Annotated in this window: 23 protein-coding genes and 1 pseudogene; 20 read left to right on the forward strand and 4 right to left on the reverse strand. The window is 39.9% G+C overall.

The annotated features are described in order from the left end of the window. The first annotated feature begins 3 nt into the window (after positions 1 to 3). The 12 genes and pseudogenes from ADIARSV_RS22895 (at position 4) to ADIARSV_RS12770 (ending at position 15,000) form a co-directional block, all read left to right on the forward strand. Positions 4 to 1,308, forward strand: a complete 1,305-nt coding sequence (locus ADIARSV_RS22895) for an efflux RND transporter permease subunit (RefSeq protein ID WP_016195955.1) — start codon at positions 4 to 6, stop codon at positions 1,306 to 1,308. Continuing rightward, positions 1,298 to 3,247, forward strand: coding sequence for an efflux RND transporter permease subunit (locus tag ADIARSV_RS22900; protein WP_016195956.1), 1,950 nt, complete (start codon positions 1,298 to 1,300; stop codon positions 3,245 to 3,247). Before ADIARSV_RS22895 ends, ADIARSV_RS22900 begins: the two co-directional genes overlap by 11 nt. Then, positions 3,231 to 4,481, forward strand: coding sequence for a TolC family protein (locus tag ADIARSV_RS12725; protein ID WP_040300010.1), 1,251 nt, complete (start codon positions 3,231 to 3,233; stop codon positions 4,479 to 4,481). The genes ADIARSV_RS22900 and ADIARSV_RS12725 overlap by 17 nt, the downstream gene beginning before the upstream one ends. After that, the gene (locus ADIARSV_RS12730; protein ID WP_016195958.1) at positions 4,459 to 5,799 is read left to right on the forward strand and encodes an efflux RND transporter periplasmic adaptor subunit; all 1,341 of its coding nucleotides are present in this window, start codon (positions 4,459 to 4,461) and stop codon (positions 5,797 to 5,799) included. Before ADIARSV_RS12725 ends, ADIARSV_RS12730 begins: the two co-directional genes overlap by 23 nt. A 1-nt stretch (position 5,800) precedes the next feature. Next, complete coding sequence (locus ADIARSV_RS12735; RefSeq protein ID WP_040300012.1) at positions 5,801 to 7,015, forward strand: efflux RND transporter periplasmic adaptor subunit; 1,215 nt, start codon at positions 5,801 to 5,803, stop codon at positions 7,013 to 7,015. Positions 7,016 to 7,128: 113 nt separating this feature from the next. Beyond that, positions 7,129 to 7,380, forward strand: a complete 252-nt coding sequence (locus ADIARSV_RS12740) for a heavy metal-binding domain-containing protein (protein WP_016195960.1) — start codon at positions 7,129 to 7,131, stop codon at positions 7,378 to 7,380. A gap of 249 nt (positions 7,381 to 7,629) precedes the next feature. Further along, complete coding sequence (locus ADIARSV_RS12745; protein ID WP_016195962.1) at positions 7,630 to 8,688, forward strand: class I fructose-bisphosphate aldolase; 1,059 nt, start codon at positions 7,630 to 7,632, stop codon at positions 8,686 to 8,688. Between the two features lie 245 nt (positions 8,689 to 8,933). Then, a pseudogene (locus tag ADIARSV_RS12750) lies at positions 8,934 to 9,703 on the forward strand (MlaE family ABC transporter permease). 5 nt (positions 9,704 to 9,708) lie between these two features. After that, the gene (locus tag ADIARSV_RS12755; RefSeq protein WP_016195964.1) at positions 9,709 to 10,452 is read left to right on the forward strand and encodes an ABC transporter ATP-binding protein; all 744 of its coding nucleotides are present in this window, start codon (positions 9,709 to 9,711) and stop codon (positions 10,450 to 10,452) included. Positions 10,453 to 10,604: 152 nt separating this feature from the next. After that, positions 10,605 to 11,459 (forward strand): MlaD family protein, encoded by an 855-nt coding sequence (locus ADIARSV_RS12760; RefSeq protein WP_016195965.1) that lies wholly within the window; start codon positions 10,605 to 10,607, stop codon positions 11,457 to 11,459. Positions 11,460 to 11,700: 241 nt separating this feature from the next. Beyond that, positions 11,701 to 12,696, forward strand: a complete 996-nt coding sequence (locus tag ADIARSV_RS12765; protein ID WP_016195966.1) for a c-type cytochrome — start codon at positions 11,701 to 11,703, stop codon at positions 12,694 to 12,696. Positions 12,697 to 12,885: 189 nt separating this feature from the next. Further along, positions 12,886 to 15,000: a type IA DNA topoisomerase gene (locus ADIARSV_RS12770; protein ID WP_016195967.1), complete on the forward strand. Its 2,115-nt coding sequence runs from the start codon at positions 12,886 to 12,888 to the stop codon at positions 14,998 to 15,000. A 2-nt stretch (positions 15,001 to 15,002) separates the two neighbouring features. On the opposite strand, the gene ggt is transcribed toward ADIARSV_RS12770, so the two are convergent. Further along, complete coding sequence (gene ggt / locus ADIARSV_RS12775) at positions 15,003 to 16,697, reverse strand: gamma-glutamyltransferase (protein WP_016195968.1); 1,695 nt, start codon at positions 16,695 to 16,697, stop codon at positions 15,003 to 15,005. A 143-nt stretch (positions 16,698 to 16,840) separates the two neighbouring features. Here ggt and ADIARSV_RS12780 point away from each other — a divergent pair, with 143 nt between their 5' ends. Both ADIARSV_RS12780 and ADIARSV_RS12785 read left to right on the forward strand, forming a co-directional pair. Next, on the forward strand, positions 16,841 to 17,074 hold the full coding sequence (locus tag ADIARSV_RS12780; RefSeq protein ID WP_016195969.1) for a hypothetical protein: 234 nt from the start codon (positions 16,841 to 16,843) through the stop codon (positions 17,072 to 17,074). A gap of 55 nt (positions 17,075 to 17,129) precedes the next feature. Then, positions 17,130 to 17,762 (forward strand): hypothetical protein, encoded by a 633-nt coding sequence (locus tag ADIARSV_RS12785; RefSeq protein ID WP_040300014.1) that lies wholly within the window; start codon positions 17,130 to 17,132, stop codon positions 17,760 to 17,762. A 7-nt stretch (positions 17,763 to 17,769) separates the two neighbouring features. On the opposite strand, the gene ADIARSV_RS12790 is transcribed toward ADIARSV_RS12785, so the two are convergent. Further along, positions 17,770 to 18,768, reverse strand: a complete 999-nt coding sequence (locus tag ADIARSV_RS12790) for a YhdH/YhfP family quinone oxidoreductase (RefSeq protein WP_016195971.1) — start codon at positions 18,766 to 18,768, stop codon at positions 17,770 to 17,772. Positions 18,769 to 18,889: 121 nt separating this feature from the next. Next, positions 18,890 to 19,096, reverse strand: coding sequence for a hypothetical protein (locus ADIARSV_RS12795; RefSeq protein ID WP_040300016.1), 207 nt, complete (start codon positions 19,094 to 19,096; stop codon positions 18,890 to 18,892). Between the two features lie 208 nt (positions 19,097 to 19,304). Between ADIARSV_RS12795 and ADIARSV_RS12800 the strand changes: the two genes are divergently transcribed. Next, positions 19,305 to 20,606, forward strand: a complete 1,302-nt coding sequence (locus tag ADIARSV_RS12800; RefSeq protein WP_016195973.1) for a DEAD/DEAH box helicase — start codon at positions 19,305 to 19,307, stop codon at positions 20,604 to 20,606. Between the two features lie 28 nt (positions 20,607 to 20,634). Here the strand turns inward: ADIARSV_RS12800 and ADIARSV_RS12805 are convergent, their stop codons facing one another. Then, the gene (locus ADIARSV_RS12805; RefSeq protein ID WP_016195974.1) at positions 20,635 to 20,847 is read right to left on the reverse strand and encodes a hypothetical protein; all 213 of its coding nucleotides are present in this window, start codon (positions 20,845 to 20,847) and stop codon (positions 20,635 to 20,637) included. A gap of 98 nt (positions 20,848 to 20,945) precedes the next feature. On the opposite strand from ADIARSV_RS12805, the gene gap reads away from it, so the two are divergent. The 5 genes from gap (at position 20,946) to rsmH (ending at position 25,218) form a co-directional block, all read left to right on the forward strand. Continuing rightward, positions 20,946 to 21,950 (forward strand): type I glyceraldehyde-3-phosphate dehydrogenase, encoded by a 1,005-nt coding sequence (gene gap, locus ADIARSV_RS12810; protein WP_016195975.1) that lies wholly within the window; start codon positions 20,946 to 20,948, stop codon positions 21,948 to 21,950. After that, positions 21,943 to 22,377, forward strand: a complete 435-nt coding sequence (locus ADIARSV_RS12815) for a GNAT family N-acetyltransferase (RefSeq protein ID WP_016195976.1) — start codon at positions 21,943 to 21,945, stop codon at positions 22,375 to 22,377. Before gap ends, ADIARSV_RS12815 begins: the two co-directional genes overlap by 8 nt. Before the next feature lie 17 nt (positions 22,378 to 22,394). Continuing rightward, the gene (locus ADIARSV_RS12820) at positions 22,395 to 23,585 is read left to right on the forward strand and encodes a phosphoglycerate kinase (protein ID WP_016195977.1); all 1,191 of its coding nucleotides are present in this window, start codon (positions 22,395 to 22,397) and stop codon (positions 23,583 to 23,585) included. Between the two features lie 270 nt (positions 23,586 to 23,855). Beyond that, positions 23,856 to 24,323, forward strand: coding sequence for a division/cell wall cluster transcriptional repressor MraZ (gene mraZ, locus ADIARSV_RS12825; protein WP_016195978.1), 468 nt, complete (start codon positions 23,856 to 23,858; stop codon positions 24,321 to 24,323). Beyond that, positions 24,295 to 25,218, forward strand: a complete 924-nt coding sequence (gene rsmH, locus ADIARSV_RS12830) for a 16S rRNA (cytosine(1402)-N(4))-methyltransferase RsmH (RefSeq protein WP_016195979.1) — start codon at positions 24,295 to 24,297, stop codon at positions 25,216 to 25,218. The genes mraZ and rsmH overlap by 29 nt, the downstream gene beginning before the upstream one ends. The last annotated feature ends 9 nt before the right edge of the window (positions 25,219 to 25,227 follow it).

A 25,227-nucleotide genomic window follows, 5' to 3' on the forward strand; every position in this document is an offset into this window, starting at 1 on the left:
TTCATGGTTGAAAAACTCATCGCATTTTCCATGCGAAACAGGTTTTTGGTACTGCTTGTAGCGGCTGGGATATTTGCCTGGGGCATATATTCGGTCAAAACAAGTAAAATAGATGCAATACCTGATTTATCTGAAAATCAAGTGATCGTATTTACAGAGTGGATGGGAAGGAGTCCGCAGATCATCGAGGATCAGATTACCTATCCTTTAGTCACTAACCTTCAGGGGATCCCAAAAGTGAAGTATGTCCGGGCAAATTCTATGTTCGGTATGAGCTTTATCTTTATCATTTTTGAAGATAACGTGGATACTTACTGGGCACGTTCCAGAGTATTGGAGCGGCTAAGTTCAATAGGAAATTCCTTGCCAGAGGGTGTAACGCCCACTATGGGGCCCGATGGAACAGGAGTAGGTCATGTGCTATGGTATACGTTTGATGCACCTGGAATGGATTTAGGGGAGCAACGGGCGGTACAGGATTGGTATGTCAAGTTTGCATTGCAGAACGTGCAAGGGGTAAGTGAGATTGCGTCCTTTGGGGGATTTCAAAAAGAGTATGAAATTAGTATTGACCCCAATAAGTTGACCTATTATAAGCTTACCGTTCCTGATGTTATGCGAGCGGTGAAGACGAATAATAATGAAGCGGGCGGACGAAAGTTTGAGATGAGCGATATCGGTTATATCATTAAAACCACCGGATATCTGAAATCTATTGCAGAAATAGAAAACTTATCTGTGCGCACGCAAAATTCAATCCCAATTAAGATTAAAGATATTGCTACCGTGCAGATGGCAGGAGAAACTCGTCTGGGGATCTTTGATTACAATGGAAAAGGTGAGGCCGTTGGAGGAATCGTCGTACTTCGGTATGGGGAGAACGCTGATGAAGTGATCAAAAAGGTGAAAACTAAAATGCTTGAGGTAAGTAAAGGTTTGCCTGAAGGGATGAAATTTAATATTGTATACGACCGGGGTGAGTTGATTGAAGAATCAATTTCCTCTATCAAACATACGTTAATCGAAGAAATGATCGTCGTTTCTCTAATTGTCATCGTTTTCCTTTTCCACTGGCGAAGTGCCATCAGTATCATTATCCAGATTCCAATCACTATAGCGGCAAGTTTTATTGTATTGAACGCGCTGGATATCTCATCCAATATCATGTCATTAACAGGGATTGCGCTAGCAATTGGGGTTATCGTTGATAATGGAATCATTATGGCTGAGAACTCATATAAACACCTGGCTATCAGGCAGGCAGAACTAAACGAATTAAGAAAAGGAGAACCAACAGATGGGGAATAGATTAAGCCGTTTTTTCGGTAAGAAAAAGAAAAAAGAGGGGTATGTGAAACTATCTGAAGAAGAAAGATTAAGCATTATTGAAAAGGCCTGCAAGCAGGTATCCCGTGGGGTATTTTTTTCCACCATCATTATTATAGCCTCCTTTCTGCCTGTATTTTTATTAGGAGGTCAGGAAGGTAAGCTTTTTCATCCGCTAGCCTACACCAAGACGTTTATTCTTTTAATTGATGCCTTGCTGGTGGTCACCCTTGCTCCGGTTATGATTTCTTTCTTCATGAAAGGAAGGTTCCGGTCAGATCATGAAAACCCTTTGAACAGGTGGTTGGAAAAGATTTACGAGCCCGTTATCCGAGCTTGTATGCGGAACCGAAAAACCACGATCGGAGTGAATATACTTGCACTGCTGATTAGCATTCCGATGGTAATGAGCCTGGGAAGAGAATTTATGCCTCCTTTGGATGAACAATCGATTTTATTTATGCCCGTTACGCTGCCAGATGTTTCAAACGCTGAAATAAAGCGGATTTTACAGGTGCAGGATAAACTGATCAAATCGGTGCCTGAGGTCAGTAAAGTGTTGGGTAAAGCGGGTAGAGCAAATACAGCAACAGATAATTCGCCTGTTAATATGATTGAAACGATCATCTCCTTGAAGCCTAAATCAGAATGGAGACCAGGGTTAACTAAGAAGGATATAATCAATGAACTGGATGCAAAGCTTCAAATTCCTGGAGTAGTGAACGGCTGGACACAACCTATTATAAACCGTATCAATATGCTTTCAACGGGGATCCGTACGGATGTGGGGGTCAAGGTGTATGGACAGGATTTGAAAAAGATTGCCTCAGTATCTTACGAGGTGCAGTCTCTTCTAAAGGATATAGAAGGAGTCAAAGACTTGTATGTCGAGCCTGTGACAGGTGGGAAGTACCTCGAAATTGCCATTAAACGTGATCAATTGGAACGCTATGGCTTATCTGTGGATGATATTAATGCCACAGTGGAGACAGCTATAGGAGGTGCTCCTTTTGCAACAACCATTGAAGGCAGGCAGCGTTTTAACATTCATTTGCGACTGGGTCAGGATTATCGGAATAGTATTGACCGGATCAAACGTATTCCCATTACTTCTCCTGACGCTGGAACGATTCCACTGTCTGCGGTTACCGATATTCATTTTGCGGATGGCCCTCCAATGATCACTTCTGAAAATGCTTTATTAAGGGGTGCGGTGATGTTTAATGTGCGGGATAGGGATCTGGGACATACTGTTCAGCAGGCCATAGACAAATTGAATAAAGATCTGAAGTTACCGAACGGTTATTTTGTTGAATGGAGCGGGCAATATGAGAACTTGATCCGTGGACAACAGACATTAATCTATATACTTCCAATTGTATTGATGATCATCTTCATTGCATTATATCTTGCTTTCAAGTCTGCAAGGGAAGCCTTTTTAAGCCTGGTTACGATTCCATTTGCGCTGATTGGAGGCGCGTATATTATCTACTTCTGGGGAGTAAGTCTATCGGTAGCCGTAGCGGTCGGTTTTATTGCACTCTTTGGTATCGCGGTGGAAACGGGGGTCGTGATGGTAATTTACCTGAACGATGCGATGGCTCAGCTGATCGCTTTAAAAGGAAATTCGAGCGATACCATTACGAAAGAAGATTTAAGGGAATATGTTATTCAAGGAGCTGCTAAACGATTGAGACCTAAAATTATGACGGTGTGTGTGGCCTTGTTTGGTTTGATACCCGTGTTATGGTCAACAGGAGTGGGTAGTGATATGATGGCGCCCATTGTTTTGCCTATGATTGGTGGGGTTTTGACCTCGTCTACACACATTTTATTGGTCACACCACTGATCTTCTTAATGACAAAAGAATATGAATTACGGAAATATGGAAAATTGGAGGTGCATGATGTTGAATCGTAGAAGTATACTCTGTGTCATGTTGTTCATCGGTTTGGGACAGGTGCATGCGCAGCAAGTTTTGACTCTTGATCAAATGCTGCAGGAGATTAGTGCCAATAATCCGTCATTAAAGGTATATGACAGCCGCATCAAAAGTGATGATGCCAAAGTAAATGGTGCCAAGGCATGGATGGCACCTATGGTAGGAGTGGGAACTTTTATGACGCCTTATCCGGGAGTGAAGTTAATGGATGAATCGGCTAAAGGGGCCTGGGTGTTTTCGGCTGAACAGGATATACCTAACCCTGTTAAGCTTAAAGCAAAAGCGAAGTATCAGGAGGCGCAATCTTCGGTTACGCTTGCCGAGCAAGCTGTTCAGGCCAATCAACTTAAAGCCAGAGCAAAAGAGCTTTATTTTGATTTATTGGTAGCGAATAAAACGCTTGTTTTTCAAAGAGAAAACAGGGCCATTATGCAAAATATGAAAAAGATTGCCGAGATCCGCTATCCTTATAATCAAGGCTCACTTTCGCAGGTATTTAAAGCTGACGGGCGTTTATATGAGTCGGAAAATATGATTCTAATGACTGAAAGCGAGATTCGCTCGAAAAAGATTGCTGTTAATACGCTTATGTACAGGCCAGTAAGTACGGAGTTTAATGTAGATACCAGTTATAAGGTATCGTTTAACCCGACCGCCTTGCTGGACACCGCTTATTTGGCTGAAAACAGAAGCGATATCAAGCAAATGGACCGCTCCATTGATGTGATGGGTCTGAACATCAAACAAATGCAGCAGGAGGCTAAGCCAGATTTCAGGATCAGGTTTGAACACATGTCTAACCGTGCGGCAATGATGCCCAATCAATTCACATTGATGGGTATGATTTCTATTCCAATTGTACCATGGTCGTCTAAAATGTATAAATCAGAGGTCAAGTCGATGAGTTTTGAACGGGATGCCATGCGTCAGCAGAAAGAAGCGATGTTGAGTGATATGCTGGGGATGACTAAATCAATGGAAAATGATTTGAATAATATGCAGCTGCAGTTAACTAACTATGAACGTAAGATTCTGCCTGCTTTAGACAAAAATCTGAAAGTTTCCATGCTGTCTTACCAGGAGAATAAAGAGAACTTAAATATAGTGATTGACGGTTGGGAGACTGTGAATATGGCGCAGATGAATTACATCGGGCAGTTAAAGAAGTTTTATCAAATGATTGTGGATTATGAAAAAAATATTGAAAGGTAGGGCGGCAATCCTGCTTCTGGGAGCCATCTCCTTGTTTTTTGCATGCAAGGGTAAGGTTAAAAGCCATGAAGCACATACGGAAGTGACAAAATATACGTGTTCTATGCATCCGCAGGTAATCAAAGATGCACCAGGCAATTGTCCTATATGTGGAATGGAATTAGTGCCGCTTGTATCTCAGCGGGGACCAGGAAAAGTAAATGATAGTTTGGCGACACTGGTGAAACCAACAGACGAATTTGTGCTGTCAGCTGTCAAAACGATCAAGCCTGTTACCGGAATGCGTTCTGCACAAATCAATGTTAAAGGAGTGATTAACTACAATACCAATAATCTGAATTCGGTATCCTCAAGAGTAAGTGGTCGGATCGAACGGCTGTATGTGAAATATAACTACCAGGCGGTGTCTAAAGGGCAGAAACTTATGGATATTTATAGTCCGGACTTGGCGAACGCCCAGCAGGAACTGCTCTTTCTTCGTGATAATAATGAGCCAACTTTACTTGAAGCAGCGAAAAAGAAGCTACGCTTACTTGGATCAACGGAGCAACAGATCCGTAATGTAATCAAAAGCGGAAAGATCGATTATAAGATCAGTGTTTACAGTCCGTATTCCGGTTTTATTTCTGAAGCGCCAAGAGGTGCATCTTCTGCTGGTCCAGGTTCATCAGTTGGGGGTACATCAATTTCGTCAGAAAGCAGCTCTTCAATGGGTAGTATGGGCAGCGGAACAAGTGCTTCTTCACCCTCAGCAGTGCCCGCTGTTGCCTCAAACACGCCTTTGGAAATAAGAGAAGGTCAGTATGTCTCTGTAGGACAGAAACTGTTTAGTATGGTCAACGTACAGCAGGTTTGGGCAGAGTTCTATATATCTCCGGATCAACTAATTGATTTTAAGAGGGGGACCAGGATTTCTGTAACATCTGTTGATGCAAAAACAAAGCTGGCTCATGTACCTGTAAGCCTAATTCAACCCTATTATAGTGAGGGTGTTAATTATTCGTTGGTTCGAGCCGTTTTGCCTAATTCGAAAAAAGAATGGAGGGTTGGTGAGCTGATTCAAGTCAGTCAGGATGAAGATGTTAAGAAAAGTGGTACCTGGCTACCTCGTACCGCTGTATTGCAATTAGGAACGCGGTATGTATCATTTATCAAAGAAAAAGGGGCATTTGTTCCGGTTTATGTAAAGGTGAAATCTGTTAGCGGGAATTTGGTGGATATAGGGAGTAGTATTCCGGATAAGGAAGTAGCACTGAATGCCTGGTTTTTAGTAGACAGTGAAAGTTTTGTTAAAGTACAAAACATAACAGAGCAATAATATGGAAAGGAAAAAATTTATACTGAATATGGCAATGATTGCCTTGGTACCCTCGCTACTTGTTGTTGCATGTAAAAGTGAAAAGAAAGCAGCAGTTGTTTCTTCTGAGAAATATACCTGCGTTATGCATCCGCAGATAGTCAAAGACGCTCCCGGTACTTGTCCGATTTGTGGAATGGAATTAGTGCTTGTACGTGATACAGGAAACAAAGATGAAGTGATTTTGACGGAAAGTCAGATTCAATTAGGAAATATTAAAACAGTAGTGGTAGCAGGTACTGCATTTCATACTTCTAAAATCCTTAATGGTAGAGTGGTTGTCAATCCGGATTTAACAGAAGTAATTTCGAGCAGGTATGCGGGAAGGATTGAAAAGCTGTTTGTGAAAGAAACAGGTAGGGCTGTGTCTAAAGGGCAGCCTTTATTTCAAATTTATAGTGAAACGTTGCAAACGCTGCAGCAGGATTATATACTTCAGGTAAAACAAGTAGCTGCATTCCCGAATGAAAAGATTTATCAAACGCTTAGAGAGGCAGCAAGAAATAAATTACGTCTTTTTGGTTACTCGAATTCGCAGATTGAAAATCTGGCAAAAAGTGGAATATCGTCTTCCTCTGTGACTGTGCGTGCTACTGCCTCGGGAATAGTGAATGAGATTAATGTTTCTGAAGGTCAGTATGTAACAGAAGGTTCACAGGTGTTGAGGTTAGAAAACCTAAGCCAGCTTTGGGTAGAAGCAGATGTATATCCCGACGAAGTAGGTTCAATAAAACTAGGGACAGTGGTAAAAATTGCTGTGAATGGTTTTGCTGAATCAGAGCAAACTGCTAAAATAGATTTTATATCTCCTCAGATAGACCCATCGAGCCAAATATTAAAAGTAAGGGCAAGTATACAAAGTCAGGGTAAACTTCAACCTGGTATGCAGGTTACCGTTTTATTGCCAAAAGCAAAAATAAGCAATGCCATTTCTTTACCACTGGATGCCGTTATTCGTGATCAAATGGGTGCACATGTGTGGGTAAAAACAGGAAAAGGTAGATTTATTTCCAAAATGGTGGCTACAGGAGATGAGGATGACCGTCAGATCATTATAACATCAGGCTTGGAAAATGTAAGGGAAGTGGTCGTTAGTGGCGCTTATTTATTATCAAGTCAATATATATTGAAAAAAGGAGCTGACCCGATGGCTGGGCATGATATGAGCAAAATGTAGATTTCATTGACTTCAGATTTATATTGCTTTCCAATCATTACAATAGTTATAAAGGATTGGTGGCGTATTTCAATTAGATTATTAACATAATTATTTATTTAACAAACAACAGTATGAAAAGATCAATCATGGCAATTGCTATTTTATTTATGGCAGCCACAACAACGTTTTCACAAACAAAACCAGACAGTACACGAAAGGACTCTATTCAAAAAGAAGGAAAAATGGTAAAGAAGTATACCTGCTCCATGCATCCGGAAGTTGTAATGAACAAGCCTGGCAAATGTCCTAAATGTGGGATGGCTTTGGTTCTTGTGAAAAAGCAAGATCAGAAGAAGAAGGCCATGAGCGACATGAAAATGTAACTCATTAACTTGACCGGGTTGAACAACAAGAAAAAACTACGCTTTAAACTTTTCCGGGAAGGTATTCCGGTAAACTGCAGGCTTAGAATGAACTTTATGTCCAATACCGATAAGGAATATATGGCGTAGTTCATGTATTTCCTTATTATTGTCTTTCATTCCACCCATTGACAATGAGAGGGGCTATGGGGTAGGATTATCTTACCTTAATATAATCAAATTGGTTGAAAAGTTAATAGTTAAAATATTATGGAAAGTGAAAAAATGATCGAACTGTTAGGCGACAAAGCCGAGTATTTGTTAAGCCACATCTGCACAACTATCGATAAAAAATTAATCCATCTTCCCTCGCCAAATCATATTGAGGAGATATGGGTGAACAGTAACCGCAGTAACCAGGTGCTTCGCAGCTTACAGGCGTTGTTAGGACATGGACGTTTGAGCAGTACAGGCTATTGCAGTATTTTACCTGTAGATCAGGGGGTTGAACACAGTGCAGGTTCTGCATTTGCACCTAACCCTCTTTACTTTGATCCCGAAAATATTATTAAGCTGGCAATAGAGGGTGGTTGTAATGGGGTTGCTTCCACTTTTGGCGTATTGGGCATAATGAGCCGTAAGTATGCGCATAAAATACCTTTTATCGTAAAGATCAATCACAACGAGTTACTAAGCATGCCTAACCGATATGACCAAACTCTTTTTGGTACGGTTAAAAACGCATGGGATATGGGCGCAGTTGCTGTAGGCGCTACTGTTTATTGGGGCAGTGCAGAAAGTCCCCGCCAGCTAAAAGAAATTGCGGAGGCTTTTCAAATGGCGCATGAGTTGGGAATGGCTACCATATTATGGTGCTATACCCGCAACAATGCATTTAAGGTAGATGGAATAGATTATCATGCCTCTGCCGATCTTACCGGACAGGCTAATCATTTAGGGGTTACCATAGGAGCTGATATTATAAAACAAAAACTACCTACCAACAACGGTGGTTATTTAGCTACTAAACAAGGCAAAACAAGTCCGCTCGTCTACGAAAAACTAACTTCAGATCACCCAATTGACCTAACGCGTTACCAAGTGCTCAACTGCTACAGCGGACGTGTAGGATTAATAAACAGCGGAGGTGAAAGTTTTGGAGAAAGCGATCTGAAGGAAGCTGTAATTACGGCTATTGTTAATAAGCGCGCTGGGGGCATGGGTTTAATTCTTGGCAGAAAAGCATTTCAACGTCCTTTTAGTGACGGAGTAAATATGTTAAAAGTAATACAAGATGTATATCTCGATAAGAATATAACTATAGCATAAAGCCATTGTATGCAAAGCTAATTTACCAATGAATGAACTGATTAATTCGATTATATAAGACAAATTTTAAACAGTCGTTTCCCGAACCCTTATAGGAGTTGAAACATAAGAACAAGGTTGTTAATGATTTTTACGATCATCAGTTCTAGGGTGATGATATTGATCACTGCTTACAATGACTAGCATCATATAATTCAGAGCTACGGGTCATAGCTGTTCAGTTTATATCATCTAGGTTTGAAGTTATGACATTAATAGTTCGGCTTAAACGATTTCTAAACGAAACCGGGAATGTAGCCCGTTTTACAGGCCGTTTCTTTTCGACAGGAATAAAGCCGCGGTATGAGAATAGGGAGCTACTAAATCAATGTTATAATATTGGCTATCTTTCATTTCCATTGGTTGGGCTTACTTCTTTTATCATGGGACTGGTACTTACCATGCAGCTGAGGCCCTCGCTTGTGGAATATGGCGTGGAATCGCAGCTACCAGTGATGGTTGGGCTTGCAATTGTACGGGAAATCGGCCCGGTGATCACTGCATTGATTTTTGCCGGGAAAATAGGCAGTAGCATCGGTGCTGAGCTTGGATCAATGAAGGTAACTGAGCAGATAGATGCTATGACGGTAAGCGGCATCAAGCCCTTCAAATATCTGGTTGCTACGCGGGTTGTGGCAACTACTTTAATGCTGCCTCTGCTTACTATTCTTGGAGATGGGATTTCTTTGTTTGGCGCGTATCTGGGAGTAAACATACGTTCGGTAACCAGTATTGATCTGTTTTTTCTTCAGGTTTTTAAAAGTCTGGATTTTAGCGATATACTACCGGCTATAATCAAAACATTGTTTTTGGTTTTGCTGTAGGCATCGTAGGATGTTATAAAGGATTTAACTCCAGCAAAGGTACGCAAGGAGTCGGAATCTCAGCTAATTCAGCTGTAGTTCTATCTTCTGTGTTGATTTTCATTATAGACTTACTGGCAGTGCAGATTACGGAATTACTGGGACTTAACTAATAAACATGGAAAAAGTTAAAAATGAAGCAGTAATTGTGATCAAAGATCTGGTCAAAGCCTTCGGAGAAAAAGTCATACTGGATGGATTTAATATGACTGTAGAAAAGGGCAGCAATGTAGTTATCCTTGGTAAATCTGGTTCAGGTAAATCTGTACTGATCAAATGTATCATTGGCCTGTTACAGCCGGATAGCGGAAGTATCCATGTATTTAATGGTAATGTACCGGAGATGAACGAAGATGAACTAGATGAGGCACGGTCTAAAATTGGTTTTTTGTTTCAAAGCAATGCCCTTTATGATTCAATGACGATCCGGGAAAATTTAGAGTTCCCCCTGTTAAGGCATTGGGTGGACATTGAGAAAGAAGAAGTGGACAGGCTGGTCAGCGAAGCTCTGGAAAATGTAGATCTGCTCCATACGCTGGATATGATGCCCTCGGAATTATCAGGAGGAATGCTGAAACGCGTTGCGCTTGCAAGAACCATGATCCTGAGGCCTGAGGTAATTCTTTATGACGAGCCGACGACAGGACTGGATCCTGTTACTTCAAGGGAAATTGAAGATCTGATCCTTAAACTGCAAAAGAAAAATCATACCTCTTCTATCATAATCTCACACGATATGAACTGTGTTAAGAATACCGCAGATTTAGTGGTACTTCTGCTGGAAGGGAAATGTTATACAGAGGGCACATATGAAGAGCTTGAGCAGTCAGCCGATCAAAATATTAAACAATTTTTTGAATAAATAACAGAAATGGCACATAAAAAAGAAAATAATATTAAGCTTGGGGCATTTGTTTTATCTGGCTTAATACTGATGATCCTTACCTTTTTTTTATAGGAAAGAATAAAAACCTCTTTGGTAATGAATTCAAAATCAAGGTAAGATTTTCTAATTTGAGTGGTTTAACAGAAGGGAATAATGTGCTCTTTTCGGGCTTACAGGCAGGGACTGTAGAAGAAATTGAACTTATTAACGATAGCACTATTGAAGTTACCATGCAGATCAATAGTAAGGTTAAATCGTTCATAAACAAAAATGCCCTGGCTGCTATAGGCACTGAAGGCCTGATGGGCAACAAGGTCGTGAATATTAGTCCGGTAAAAGGTATTAGTCAAAAAGTAGCAGAAGGTGATATACTGCAAGCCAAGGAAATGGCCAATATGGACGAAATTATAGAAAAATTATCGCAGACTAATAACAATGTTGCCAGTATTTCTGAAGTACTTAAGGGTACCGTGATGAGAATTGATAGCGGTGCGGTATTGAAATTATTCAACGACGAAACTATTGGAAAAAGTTTGAAAGCCTCCTTGCTAAATGTATATAAGACAAGCAACAATGCCAACGAGATGAGCATGGCACTCAATCAAATTATCAGCGACATCAAACATGGCAAAGGAACTGCCGGGTTGTTACTTAGTAACACTGAAATGGCAAATACGCTTCAAGATGCCGTTGTACAAATAAAGGAGGCCGGAGTACATGCCAATGCCATGACCATGGAAATGAATACCATGGTTAAGACAATAAACCATGACGTTACTAAAGGACATAACGCTGTAAATACCGTGCTTAATGATTCACTAATGGCTAAAAATATAAGCCTGACTATGGAAAACCTGCAACATGGTACAGATGGCTTCAACCAAAATATGGAGGCATTAAAACATAACTTTTTTTTTAGAGGATACTTTAGATCCCTGGAGAGGAAAAAGATAAAAGAAGCCAAAGCGGCTGCAAAACCTTAAGTTATAATAACGTAGGCTGATCATTGTATGCTGAAATCGTTATAATCAAATTAAAATGTGCTTAATTACTAATTAAGAATAAGGAAATTTAATTTCCAAACTGTGTATTTAAAACCTAAGTATTCCCTAACCAGTCATCAATTTCATAATTAGTAGAAATAAAGGGGCAAGTATTTTCATTAACTCTTGATATAATTTAGAATTAATAGCAACTTAGTGCTGATAATCAATAAAATAAGTCATGAAAGTTCTTAAAATTCTTGGTGTGGTGCTTCTTGTTGTTGTTGTTTTGGCGATAGGGGCAGGAACTTATATGAAGACGGTTTTGCCCAAGGCTGGCGAGGTTCCCGTTATTACCATTGAACGTACCGCTGCCCGTATCGAGCGTGGAAAGTACCTGGCGAATCATGTTACCGTTTGTATGGATTGCCACAGTACCCGGGACTATACCTATTTTGCTGCACCTCTTGCAGCTGGGAACTTTGGAGGAGGGGGAGAAGTGTTTTCCAGGGATATGGGTTTTCCCGGAGTGTTTATTGCCCCTAACATTACACCATATGCCTTAAAAAGCTGGACGGATGGGGAGATTCTGCATGCGATTACTACCGGTGTTAATAAGCAAGGGAAAGCTTTGTTTCCGTTAATGGGCTGGCATCGGTTTGGCAAGATGGACAAAGAAGATATCTATAGTATCATTGCTTATATTCGTACTTTACCAGCGGTTAAAAATGATGTTCCACCTTCGGAAGCGGACTTTCCAGTCAGCTTTCTACTGAATACCATGCCTAAACCAGCGGACTTTCATCCGATACCGTCTCCAAGTGAATTGGTTAAGTATGGGGGGTACATTGTTAATGCTGCAGGATGTGTAGATTGTCACAGTCAGACTGATAAAGGAGCTATTATTGAGGGAACTGAGTTTTCCGGGGGGATGGAATTCAAACAACCTAATGGCATTATGCGATCCCCGAACATCACATTTGACAAAGAAACAGGTATAGGGAAATGGACTGAAAGTGTATTTGTTGATAAATTTACTGCTTATGCTGACGCAGGTTATAAAAAAAAGGAACTTTTGCCAGGAGAGCTAAACTCCCCAATGCCATGGACGATGTATGGCGGAATGAAACAAGCTGATTTGAAAGCTATATATGCTTATTTAAGCAGTATTAAACCAATAGAACATGAGGTAGTTAGGATGGAAAAGGGTAAAAATGGATCAGACCCTGCTCCCTGACGAACAGCTACATTATACAATTTAGCCTGTTTTTTGGTATTTCTGGGTTATATTTGTAACCCAGAAATACTTAAAAATGCTCATTAAGCAGCTTAATCATACTTACTTTTCTTCTTGTCAATCAGTGATTTTAAAACGGTCATTTGATGCAATATTCTCTGCATTAGGTTTTGAAAATACAGATCGCATATGAAGGTTGTGATCGCTGAAAAACCTTCCGTTGCAAAAGAGCTTGCCAAAGTTTTTGGTGCTACAACGGTGAAAAGTGGGTATATGGAGGGGAAGGGGTATACGTTTACCTGGGCATTTGGACACCTGATTCAACTTGCGGCACCTGAGGCATATGGATTTAAGGGCTGGAAGCTTGAAAATCTTCCTATGCTTCCCGAAAGGTTTAAGCTTGCTGTGAAACAGAATAAGGTAAACGGGGTGATGAAAGATGATCCTGGAGTGGTTAAACAACTGAACGTAATCCGTGATTTGTTTGAATCGGCTGATGAGATAATTGTGGCAACGGATGCCGGAAGGGAAGGGGAGCTTATTTTTAGGTATATCTATTATCACCTGAAGTGCAAGAAGCCTTTTCGTCGACTTTGGATTTCTTCGCAAACCGATGAGGCGATTAAGAATGGATTTCGGAATCTTAAACCAGGATCAGAATATGATACCTTATTTTATTCGGCTCAGTGTCGTTCGGAATCAGATTGGATAGTAGGTTTAAATGCCACTCAAGCTTTAAGTATAGCTGCTGGAAATCGTTCGGTATTGTCCATGGGAAGGGTTCAAACCCCTACATTGGCCATGATATGTGCCAGGTATCTGGAGAACAAGAATTTTATACCTCAGATCTATTATCAGATCGCAATCTTTTTAAATAAAGATGGACAGGTTTTTAAAGCAATTTCTGTTAAGAACTTCGACAAACAAGAGGCTGCTCAAAAGGTGTTTGATCAGGTAAAAGATGTGGCATCCGGATTTACGAATGGTGGTGATATCCTGAATGTAGAGGTGAAACCGCGTAAGGAGCAACCTCCCTTATTGCATGACTTGAGTAGTTTACAGCAGGAGGCAAATAAGAGAAAGGGTTTTACGGCAGATCAGACATTGGGACTGGCGCAGACTTTATATGAATCGAAATTAATTACTTATCCGAGAACAGGGAGCCGTTATATTGGTGATGATGTGTTTGCGGAGATCCCGGGCCTGGTGGTCAATCAAAGTGAGCATCCTATTTTTGGGAAACAGGCTGCTTTTTTACAAACTGTGAAACTAAACAAGCGCTGTGTGAATGTGAAGAAGGTAACCGATCACCATGCTTTGTTGCCTACCAGTAATAAACCAACATACCTTCCTGCGGATCAACAGGTTATTTATGATTTGATTGCGGGAAGAATGCTGGAGGCTTTCCATCAGGAATGTATCAAGGAACTGACTAAGATTTCGATTGAGTCGGGTTCTGCATTTGTGGCTAATGGTACCGTTGTACAGTCACCGGGCTGGCGTGCGGTCTTTAACCAGGCGGACAATGAAAAGGAAGATGAAGAAAACCCTACTTTACCGAAAGTGGTAAAAGGCGAAGCTTTACCTGTTGAAAAGAAGGAGCTGCTGGAAAAACAAACTAAACCAAAGTCATTATACAACGAAGCGAGTTTATTGAAAGCGATGGAAACATCGGGCAAGGAGATTGAAGATGATGAGTTGCGGCAGGCAATGAAGGACACCGGACTGGGAACTCCCGCCACCAGGGCTTCCATTATTGAGACACTGATTAAACGCGATTATATTAAGCGGGAAAAGAAAAATCTTTTACCCTCAGAAAAAGGATTGGCTGTATATGATTTGGTTAAGGATAAACAAATAGCTCAGGCTGAATTGACCGGTTTATGGGAAAAGAGGCTTGAAGAGATTCGTACAGGTGCTTCGGTAAGTGATTTTAAAAATGAGATTCGGGAATATGCCCGTACCATTACCAAGGAACTGCTGGATGTGGGTCGTGGACTCAATGAGCTATTTACTCCCGAGCTTCAGGAAGGCGATGTGCTTTGTCCTTTGTGTAAAAAAGGGATCGTTCGAATTACCGATAAGGCTGCAGGATGCAGTGCATATGCCAGTGGCTGTAAGTTTGTGATCTGGAGAACGATGTGTGAAAAGAAGCTTACAGATGAGGAGATTATGGGTTTGATCGCAACAGGAAAAACAGCCGTTATAAAAGGATTCAAATCTAAGGCAGGGAATGTCTTTGATGCCTCCTTATTGCTCTCTGAAGGGAAGGCTCATTTTGTCTTTGAGCCTAAGGGCGAATAGTTTTAATAGCCGGATTTGGTGTCGTCTCCTCTAGGGTCAGCTCCTCCGGTATATCCATCCTGGGTGGTTAAAATAGCGTCTACCCGTCCAATTGGTTCACGGGGACTGATCTTATAACCCTTCTGCTGCAAGATATTGATTTGGGAGGGACTTAGTGTTCCATCCTCGGTATAGACTTCATCGGGCAGCCATTGATGATGAAAACGTTTGGCTTCTACTGCCTCTTGCATCGATTGATCAAATTCGATTACATTGAGAATAGTTTGAAATACGGAAGTGATTATTGTTGATCCTCCTGGAGTGCCCAGCACCATAAATAGCTTTCCGTCTTTCTCCAGAATAGTAGGGGTCATTGAGCTGAGCATCCTTTTATTGGGTTGTATGGCATTCGCTTCACCACCTACTAAGCCGTACATGTTAGGAGTTCCTGGTTTAACGGAAAAATCATCCATTTCATTGTTTAACAAAAAGCCGGCACCGCTTACTACTACCAATGAGCCATACGATCCGTTGAGTGTGGTGGTAATGGAAACAGCATTGCCTTCCTGATCCGCAATTGAAAAATGGGTGGTTTCCGGACTTTCATGTGCTGAGAATTGACCTGCCTTTATATCAGTGCTAGGGGTAGCCTTGTTCCAACTTAAGGAACTCATGCGAGCTAACTGGTAAGCTGGATTGAGTAATTGCTGTTGTGGTACTTTATAGAAATCGGGATCGCCCAGATGTGTGGCCCTATCAGCATAAACTCTTCTTTCTGCTTCTACGATTAACTGTATGGTGGAATCGGCATGCTGTCCCCATCTTTTAAGCGGATAAGGGTCAACGGCTTCTAATAGTTGTAACAATGCGATTCCTCCACTAGATGGTGGAGGCATGGTGATGATTTTATATCCTTTGTAATTCCCTATAATAGGGGTTCTCCAAACGGCATGATAGTTTTTAAGGTCCTCTTTTGTGATCAGACCTTTACCGCGTTTCATTTCTGCTACGATCAGACTGGCTGTTTCCCCTTCATAGAATCCTGCACGGCCGTGGTCCCTGATTCTTTCTAAGGTCTTTGCTAGTTCTGGCTGTAAGAGCAAATCGCCTTGTTTCCATAGGGTTTTCTGGTTGATGAATGCAGTTACTTCTGGATTGAATTTTATAAAGTTTTGTTTTTGGTTGTTAAGCTCTTCAGCTTGTCGGGTTGTTAAAGGGAAACCTTTTTTTGCCAGGTCTATGGCCGGTTGAATCACTTGTTTCCAGCTGAGCTTTCCGTATTTCTGATGGGCTTCCAGCATGCCTGCAACTGAACCTGGAACACCAGGTGCCAGATGACCATACAGGCTTTTGTCTGTAATTGCATTTCCTGCCTGATCCAGATACATTTTCCTGGAAGCAGAGGCGGGTGCTTTCTCCCTAAAATCAAGGGTTGCCGATTCCCCTGTTTTAGATCGGTATACCATAAACCCTCCACCGCCAATGTTTCCGGCATTGGGATAGACTACGGCCAATGCAAATTGTACCGCTACAGCCGCATCTACTGCATTACCTTTTTGTTTAAGTATATTTATTCCTACTTTGGAAGCCTCCGGATGTGCGGTAACTACCATTCCATTTTTATAGGCAGGCAGGTTGGCATTTGTTATCGTGCAAAAGGAAGTGATAAGCAGTAGGCTAAACAGAATAAGGGTGTTTTTACGAAGCTGTTGATACATGGCGGATGAAAATAGGAAAAGTTGAATTTATGAATAATTTTCATGATTTTTTACTGAATTGAAACGCAATTAATCTAAAATAAAATTCATATCTTTCTAACGTAGAATTAAAGTTGACTTTGTATTTTTGACAAAGAAATATTATGAGACAGGCATTAAACTTCATGTTTAAAGATCTTGAATATGATTTTCAAGTTATCAAATTTCCAACTGTAAGTCCTTCTTATATTGAAGTTCAGGTATTGTTAAATCATGTTACCCGAACTTTGGTGAAAAGTACTGCTAAGTGGCAGTTAAAAGAAAATAACGGCATTCATGATGAAGATTTAATTGAAGCTGTTGGCCAGGCAATTGATGAACGATATCGATTGATTTAATGTTACGATATGCTTTAATTCTTAAAAAAGCTTAAAAAATAATAAATTTACCGCCATGCAAGAAAACATGGAGACTGAGCCGTTTGATTACCAAAAGGAAATATTGCATACTGTATGTATGCTTTGTGTGACTTACAGGGAACTATTTGTATATGGCCTCAATGCTGCGTTATGCGAAGAACTGAAAGATATCCGTCATGTTTTTGAAGAAGGGGAAGAGTATCCTGCGGATATATCTATACTCGAAGCCTTAGATGATGTCAATATTAAAACGCTTTTAGCATTGATGTATGTAGTTGAAAATGCAGGCGATACCCTTTTAAATATTAATAATATCAGCAAGGAAAAACTGGATGCTGCTCTTGCTCATGGTATTGGCGATGAATGTATTCCGGAAACAAATGAAAACGAGGATCTGGTATCTTATCAATACTGGATGAATGATGCGATGGGTTATGCTCATTTAACGGTATATAATTTACTTCAGCAGTGTTATAGATTATCTCAGGGGATATTGAATATTCCTGAGGATATGGATGAGCTTTTATGTTTTCCAACTAATGAAGCAATGGATATTTTGGACAAAGATGACCAGAATGTAGAATTGCTGACCACCCTGTCATTGACCATGTCCGGACATGCACACGATCTTTGTGATAGTCTTTTAAACCAACGGCAATCGGAATAAAGGAGCTTTACTCCTTTATTTTAACCACTATTCTTCCTGTATTTTCTCCTTTAAGCAGGCGCATCAAATTTTCGTCTAGCGTTTCCAATGTACACTCTTTTGAAAGTTGAGCAAGATTGTCGACTTTCCATGTGGTGGCAAGGAGTGTCCAGATCTTTTTTCGGAGTTCCATCTCACATTTTACAGAATCAATTCCTATCAGGCTGATTCCTTTGAGAATAAAAGGGAGAACGGTGAGGGGTAGGTCTATTGAGCTTACTAATCCGCAGCAAGTAGCCACACCATTATAGTTCAGACTCTTTATTAAGTTAGCCAGGATTTCGCCACCTACAGTATCCAGCACACCAGCATATTTTGGTTTAAGTAAAGGCCTTTCCGTATGTTCTTCGAGGGTATTTCGTAAAATAACCTCAGTTGCTCCTTGCTTTATAAGGGTATCCTTAGAAGCTTCTTTTCCTGTTATAGCAAACACCTGGTACCCAAGGTGCGCTAGTAGAGCTAGTGCAATGCTTCCTACACCACCTGTACTGCCAGTTAGCGCAATTGGTCCGGTTTCCGGATTGATATGATGTGCCTGTAATTGATAAACAGAGAGTGCTGCTGTAAAGCCGGCAGTACCGTAAATCATACTTTCTTTTAAGGAAAGGTTTTCCGGAAGATGCAGTACCCAGGCGGAAGGTACACGAATGTATTCTGCGAATCCACCGGAAGTATTCATCCCAAGATCATAACCGGTAACAATGACTTGATCTCCTGCATTAAAAGAGGGGTCAGAACTCTCTTCAACGATACCTGCGGCGTCTATTCCAGGCGTGTGCGGATAGTTTTTAGTTACTCCCTTGTTGCCACTGGCTGAAAGCGCATCTTTGTAATTTATTGAAGAATAATGTACCTTGATTAGGACTTCGTTTAATTGAAGTTCGTCTGTGAACTTATTTACCAAAGCAGAAGTGTAGTTGAGATTTGCTTCTTCAGTTACTTCAAAGGCTTTATATGGGATGTGCATATTGTTTAAATGTTGGTATTTAAACGTAAAGGTAAAGAATGATTAGGTAGCAGGGAGGGTTAAAAATAGAAAAAGCCAGACTCTCACACTGGCTCTTTCAATCATCGCTCAAAGAAATTATTTATTTTGTACTCGTTGTGTCGGGAGTTGGTGCCGGTGTAGATGCAGTATCTTTAGGCATAGTAGTTGTATCAGTTGGAACAGTAGTCGTTTCTGTTGTGTCCGATACGATATAAGTTGGATGAACTAAACTGATATGGTTGTTAGCACTAATGGCTGTTATTCCTGCGAAAGTCAATATTGCGACTGAAAACATTAATTTTTTCATGATCAAACTTTATTATATTACTACATTAACTTTATTAATAAAAATTAAGCCATAAATAGTATTTTATGTAAATAGTTGATAATCAATAAATAATAATCGTTTTTTGTATAATTTTAATAATCAAATTGTTGAAATAATCTACAGGTTGTTGGAAAAACAAGCTATTTGATCTTCAACCCTTACCTTTGCACCCACAATAAAATGCATAATGATTAAAAAAGCACTCGAAAACTTAAATATATCTGCCTTAAATGCAATGCAGGAAGCCTCTTTGAAAGCACCTGAAAAAAGAGATGTCTTACTGTTTTCGCCAACCGGATCAGGAAAGACTCTTGCCTTTTTGCTCCCTTTACTTCGGTTACTACAACCTGAAGTTGCGTTCGTACAAGCACTTATACTGGTTCCTTCGCGTGAATTAGCTTTGCAAATAGAACAGGTTTTTAGGGCACTAGGATCTCCATTTAAAATTACCTGTTGTTATGGTGGGCATTCTACTAAAATTGAAACGAACAGTCTAATTGAGCCTCCTGCTGTTTTGATAGGTACTCCAGGGAGAATAGCTTATCACTTGCGCCGGGAAGGTTTTGATACCAAGGCGATCCGAACACTAATTCTGGATGAATTTGATAAGGCCTTAGAATTTGGTTTCCAGGATGACATGTCTTTTATTATTAAAAGTCTTCCGGGGATAACAAAGCGGGTGTTACTATCTGCTACTAGAATGGCTGAAATACCAACTTTTACAGGTATAAGAAATCCAGTAGAACTGAACTATTTAAAGCAACTTGAAAACATCCCATTACTCACCTATAAAGCTTGCCTTACTGATTCGGAAGATAAGTTGGAGGCACTGTTTTCATTGGTTTGTATGATCGGAAATAAATCGACTCTTGTGTTTTGTAATCATCGTGATGCAGTAGCCCGAATAGGAGAATTACTAGATCATATGGGGATTGTGCATGGCGAATTTCATGGTGGCATGGAACAGGAAGATCGGGAAAGAACTTTGCTGAAGTTTCGTAATGGAACCCACCGGTTATTGATTACTACGGATTTGGCTTCCAGGGGACTGGATATTCCTGAAATTGAAAATGTAATTCATTATCAATTGCCTTTAACACAGGATGCTTTTGTTCATAGAAATGGCCGGACTGCCCGGATGCATGCTTATGGTACGTCATATCTTTTATTAACTAAAGAGGAAATTCCCGGGTATTTGAATGTTAAGCCTGAAATGATTAGTCTTCCTAAAAAAGCAGTCTTACCTCCACCAACAGATTGGGATACCATTTATATTGCTGCAGGGAAGAAAGACAAAGTCAATAAAATTGATATTGTAGGTTTGCTTTTACAAAAGTGCAAACTGAGTAAAGATGATGTAGGACTCATTGAAGTTCTAGATCATTCTGCTTATGTTGCAGTAAGACGCGATTTAATTCAAAAAGTAGTGCGCGAGTTAAAGGATGAAAAAATTAAAAACAAGAAAGTCAAAATAGAGATTTCAAATTGATTTCTCCCATTTGAAGAGCCTGCAAGATTTATTTATTTTTTGGAGGGTTTTTGATTGGATTGACAGGTTGTTCTGCATTTTCTCTTGTTTTTGCAGGATCCTTATATTCTGGTTTATCTTTATTATAATCCAGGTCTTCGGGTTGCTTAACGACCTTGTCATCATTTTTTGAAGGTTTTATTTCTTTTTCTTCTGAATCCTGAGGCACCAGCTTTTCCTTATTTTTGCTTTGGTTGTTCATTTTTTGAGCTTTTTATATAAACTGTAATTCTAAATAAAGGTTTCAGCTTACATGAATTTGCTTGAAATACATAACTTTGAGCTTGAATTAGATAATTAATGAAAATTGCTATTAATGGTTTTGGACGAATTGGAAGAACTGTATTTCGAACTCTTTTAGCGAGTGGATTGGTCGAAATTGCAGCTATAAATGATCTTGCCGATGCTGTTACGCTTGCACATCTGGTTAAATACGATAGTATTCACGGAGGATTTAAAGGAGAGATAGTAGCAGGTAATGGTACGCTGATCGTAAATGGTAAGGTTATTCCTGTTTTTGCCGAAGAGAATCCGGAAAGGCTTCCATGGAAGGATTTAGGAATCGATTTGGTTATTGAATCAACCGGAAGGTTTATTAGCCGGGAAAAGGCTCAGCTTCATTTGTTGGCGGGAGCCAAACAGGTTATCATCACTGCACCGCCTTCTTCTAAAGATGTACCGGTTGTCGTGCTTGGCGTAAATGATGCACAGGTGGATTTCTCTTCGCCTATTTTGTCTAATGCTTCCTGTACAACCAATAATATTGCTCCAATGATTAAGGTGATGGAGGAGAACTGGGGGATTGTTAATGGATATATTACAACGGTTCATTCGATGACGGGAGATCAGAATTTGCATGATGGTCCTCATCGTGACTTAAGAAGAGCACGTGCTGCCTCTGCTTCTATTATTCCAACTACTACGGGTGCTGCAAAAGCGATAACAAGTATTTTCCCTAAATTGGAAGGTAAGTTGGGTGGTGCTGGCATTCGTGTGCCTGTTCTTAATGGCTCGTTAACCGATTTTACGTGTACGCTTTTGGTTCAGCCTACTGTAGAGGAGATAAATGAGGTATTTAAACAGGCTTCACTGAATGAATTACGTGGAATTTTGCAATATACGACTGATCCTATAGTTTCGGTTGATATTCTGGGTAATTCACATTCTTGTATATTTGACTCATTACTCACCTCAGTGGTCGGTGGAATAACCAAGGTTGTAGGGTGGTATGACAATGAATATGGTTATTCAAGCAGACTTACAGATATGGTAATACGGATTTCTCAATTAAAAATTAATGGTTGAATTTATTACTGCAGATCAAACGCTTTCATTAAGGAATATTGTTTTACGTGATGGCTTGCTTGCTTTGAACCAGTGCAGGTTCTCAGAAGATGCTATTGAAGGGGCATTTCATCTGGGCTATATGTCAGATAATCAATTGGTTTGTGTTTGTTCATTTGCACCTAACGAGTTAGACCCTTTTGGTGTTGCAGGCTTTCAATTAAGAGGTATGGCCACATCAAATGAATATAGAAATAAAGGTATCGGAAACCTTATTGTTAATTTTGGGGTTTTATACTTAAAGGGTCGTAAAGCTAAATATGTTTGGTGTAATGCCAGGCGTGCTGCATATAGTTTTTACTCTGGCTTAGGTTTTGAATTTATATCAGATGAGTTTGAAATTCAAGGTATCGGTCCCCATAAAAAAATGTATCTTAAAATATCTTAATTAATTAATAACATAAAATGAAGACTATTGACAAACTGAATTTTTCAGGAAAGAAAGCATTAATCCGCGTCGACTTTAATGTCCCTTTGGATAAAGACTTTAATATTACCGATGACAATCGTATACAAGGAGCCCTTCCAACAATCAAAAAGATACTTGCTGACGGGGGATCTTTAATTTTGATGTCTCATTTGGGTCGTCCGAAAGATGGACCAACTGATAAATATTCTCTAAAACATATTGTGAAACATTTGTCTGATGTAATTGGCAAAGAAGTTCAATTTGCAGATGATTGTATTGGTGCACAGGCAGTTGATAAAGCAGCAGCTTTAAAACCAGGTGAAGTTCTTCTTCTGGAAAATCTTCGTTTTTACAAAGAAGAAGAAAAAGGTGATGAAGCATTTGCTGAAAAATTAAGCAAACTAGGCGACGTATATGTAAACGATGCTTTTGGAACAGCTCACCGTGCGCATGCTTCTACAGCAGTTATTGCTAAATTTTTCCCTAATGCAAAATACTTTGGTTATTTAATGGCTGGAGAGTTAGCTAATGCAGAAAAAGTATTAAATAATCCGGAACGTCCTTTTACTGCTATTATGGGTGGTGCAAAGGTTTCAGATAAAATTCTTTTGATTGAGCGTTTGCTTGATAAAGTTGATAATTTAATTATCGGCGGAGGTATGGCTTATACCTTTGCTAAAGCACAGGGTGGATCGATTGGCAAATCACTTGTTGAAGATGATAAATTGGAATTAGCTTTAAGTTTAATTGAAAAGGCAAAGGCTAAGGGTGTAAATTTGGTATTACCTGCCGATTCGATCATTGCAGATAACTTTGCTGCTGATGCGAATACAGCTATCGCGCAAAATGATGCGATCAAAGAAGGTTGGATGGGCTTGGATATAGGTCCTGATGCGATTAAAGTTTACAAGGATATTGTTGCTCAATCAAAGACTATTTTATGGAATGGCCCAATGGGCGTTTTTGAAATGGAAAAATTTGAGGCAGGAACTAAAGCAGTTGCTGAAGCAGTTGTTGAAGCTACTGAAAAGGGAGCTTTCTCTCTTATTGGTGGTGGCGATTCGGCAGCAGCTGTTGCTAAATTCGGTTTTGAAGAAAAAGTAAGTTATGTTTCAACTGGTGGTGGTGCTTTACTTGAATATATGGAAGGTAAAGAATTGCCAGGAGTGAAAGCAATTAACGACTAGTATAAAACTCAATTAATAAGAAAAGCTGGCTCCATAAGAGCTGGCTTTTTTTATTAATAAGAATTTGCTAGAGGTATTTTTGGGATTATATCCTTAAACAACAGACCTGTTCGTCGGGTATTGTTAACAATTGACTAACGTTCATCACATTTAATGGGGCATTTCCCCTTGAAAAACGTCATTAAACTTGTTAATAACTTTTTTGTGGGGTAATGTGGTAAGAAGTGGTAAAAGTGTGTACTTTTATCCCTAATTATAATATAATTGTCCATGTCTCATTTGTTAGGTGAATTTGAATGTAAGCTTGATACAAAAGGGCGACTGATGATACCAGCCGGGCTTAGGAAACAAATGCCTGAAGCTGAGAAAGATGGGTTGGTAGTGAACAGAGGTTTTGAGAAGCATTTAGTGATTTACGGCAGAAAAGAGTGGGATGGAATTATGGAAGATTTAAGTAAGCTTAATCCATTTGAAGAAAAGAACAGACAATTTATCAGGTACTTTATGAGAGGAGCTACAGATCTATCCTTAGATGCTGCAGGAAGAATCTTATTACCCAAGTCTCTTTTGGATTATGCAGGAGTTAATGCAGACGTTACTTTGTCTTCGCAATTTAATAAAATAGAGTTATGGGCAAAGGATGCTTATGATGCTCAGCTGGACAATGTTCCGGAAAATTTTTCAAAGCTTGCCCAGGAAGTAATGGGCAATGCAGAAAGGAAACGGGTCGATGTCTGAATACCATAATCCCGTTATGCTGAAAGAATGCATAGAAGGTTTGAATATTATACCATCAGGTACTTATATCGATGTTACCTATGGAGGAGGAGGCCATTCCAGAGAAATTTTAAAGCATCTGGATGCCAGTGGGAGATTGTTAGCATTTGATCAGGACGAAGACGCAAAGAAAAATATTATACAAGATGATCGGTTAACCTTTATAGATCAGAACTTCCGCTTTTTGAAGAATTATTGCCGCTTACATGAGGCAATGCAGGTAGATGGTATTCTGGCTGATCTTGGTGTTTCATCCCACCAGTTTGATCAGCCAGAGCGGGGTTTTTCTACACGGTTTGATGCGGATCTGGATATGAGAATGGATCAGTCGGCACCAATAACTGCAAAAGAAGTGATTGATACTTACAGTGAAGAGGATTTGCATCGGATTTTTGGCATGTATGGAGAGATTCAAAATGCAAAATCGCTTGCCCGCACGCTGGTTACTTCCAGGTTAAATAAAAAGATAGAAACAATAGCTGAATTCAAAGAGGTTATAAAACATCGGATCCCAAAAGGGAAAGAGAATAAATATTTGGCTCAGGCATTTCAAGCCTTGAGGATTGAGGTTAATCAGGAATTAGAAGCTTTGCAGGAATTTTTGATTCAGTCAGCGGAAGTGTTAAAACCAGGTGGAAGGTTAGTGGTGATGTCTTATCATTCATTAGAAGATCGGTTGGTTAAGAATTTTATTGCAAAAGGCAAATTTAGAGGAGAAGTTGAAAAGGACTTTTATGGTAATATTCAAAGGCCTTTGGATTTAGTGAATAGAAAAGCATTGGTGGCATCTGAGGCAGAGATTGCATTAAATAACAGAGCGCGCAGTGCCAAATTAAGAGTAGCTGTTAAGCTATGATGGAATTGG

The organism is Arcticibacter svalbardensis MN12-7, from assembly GCF_000403135.1.
Taxonomy (GTDB): Bacteria; Bacteroidota; Bacteroidia; order Sphingobacteriales; family Sphingobacteriaceae; genus Arcticibacter; species Arcticibacter svalbardensis.

Excerpts from the sequence above, each read along its gene's own strand:
- gap (WP_016195975.1), top strand. The coding sequence starts at position 20,946 with ATGAAAATTGCTATTAATGGTTTTGGACGAATTGGAAGAACTGTATTT.
- ADIARSV_RS12735 (WP_040300012.1), top strand. The coding sequence starts at position 5,801 with ATGGAAAGGAAAAAATTTATACTGAATATGGCAATGATTGCCTTGGTA.
- ADIARSV_RS12795 (WP_040300016.1), bottom strand. The coding sequence starts at position 19,096 with ATGAAAAAATTAATGTTTTCAGTCGCAATATTGACTTTCGCAGGAATA.
- rsmH (WP_016195979.1), top strand. The coding sequence starts at position 24,295 with ATGCAGAAAGGAAACGGGTCGATGTCTGAATACCATAATCCCGTTATG.
- ADIARSV_RS12805 (WP_016195974.1), bottom strand. The coding sequence starts at position 20,847 with ATGAACAACCAAAGCAAAAATAAGGAAAAGCTGGTGCCTCAGGATTCA.
- ADIARSV_RS12740 (WP_016195960.1), top strand. The coding sequence starts at position 7,129 with ATGAAAAGATCAATCATGGCAATTGCTATTTTATTTATGGCAGCCACA.
- ADIARSV_RS12730 (WP_016195958.1), top strand. The coding sequence starts at position 4,459 with ATGAAAAAAATATTGAAAGGTAGGGCGGCAATCCTGCTTCTGGGAGCC.
- ADIARSV_RS22900 (WP_016195956.1), top strand. The coding sequence starts at position 1,298 with ATGGGGAATAGATTAAGCCGTTTTTTCGGTAAGAAAAAGAAAAAAGAG.
- ADIARSV_RS12755 (WP_016195964.1), top strand. The coding sequence starts at position 9,709 with ATGGAAAAAGTTAAAAATGAAGCAGTAATTGTGATCAAAGATCTGGTC.
- ADIARSV_RS12745 (WP_016195962.1), top strand. The coding sequence starts at position 7,630 with ATGGAAAGTGAAAAAATGATCGAACTGTTAGGCGACAAAGCCGAGTAT.
- ADIARSV_RS12790 (WP_016195971.1), bottom strand. The coding sequence starts at position 18,768 with ATGCACATCCCATATAAAGCCTTTGAAGTAACTGAAGAAGCAAATCTC.
- ADIARSV_RS12725 (WP_040300010.1), top strand. The coding sequence starts at position 3,231 with ATGATGTTGAATCGTAGAAGTATACTCTGTGTCATGTTGTTCATCGGT.
- mraZ (WP_016195978.1), top strand. The coding sequence starts at position 23,856 with ATGTCTCATTTGTTAGGTGAATTTGAATGTAAGCTTGATACAAAAGGG.
- ADIARSV_RS12820 (WP_016195977.1), top strand. The coding sequence starts at position 22,395 with ATGAAGACTATTGACAAACTGAATTTTTCAGGAAAGAAAGCATTAATC.
- ADIARSV_RS12785 (WP_040300014.1), top strand. The coding sequence starts at position 17,130 with ATGCAAGAAAACATGGAGACTGAGCCGTTTGATTACCAAAAGGAAATA.
- ADIARSV_RS22895 (WP_016195955.1), top strand. The coding sequence starts at position 4 with ATGGTTGAAAAACTCATCGCATTTTCCATGCGAAACAGGTTTTTGGTA.
- ADIARSV_RS12800 (WP_016195973.1), top strand. The coding sequence starts at position 19,305 with ATGATTAAAAAAGCACTCGAAAACTTAAATATATCTGCCTTAAATGCA.
- ADIARSV_RS12780 (WP_016195969.1), top strand. The coding sequence starts at position 16,841 with ATGAGACAGGCATTAAACTTCATGTTTAAAGATCTTGAATATGATTTT.
- ggt (WP_016195968.1), bottom strand. The coding sequence starts at position 16,697 with ATGTATCAACAGCTTCGTAAAAACACCCTTATTCTGTTTAGCCTACTG.
- ADIARSV_RS12815 (WP_016195976.1), top strand. The coding sequence starts at position 21,943 with ATGGTTGAATTTATTACTGCAGATCAAACGCTTTCATTAAGGAATATT.
- ADIARSV_RS12765 (WP_016195966.1), top strand. The coding sequence starts at position 11,701 with ATGAAAGTTCTTAAAATTCTTGGTGTGGTGCTTCTTGTTGTTGTTGTT.
- ADIARSV_RS12770 (WP_016195967.1), top strand. The coding sequence starts at position 12,886 with ATGAAGGTTGTGATCGCTGAAAAACCTTCCGTTGCAAAAGAGCTTGCC.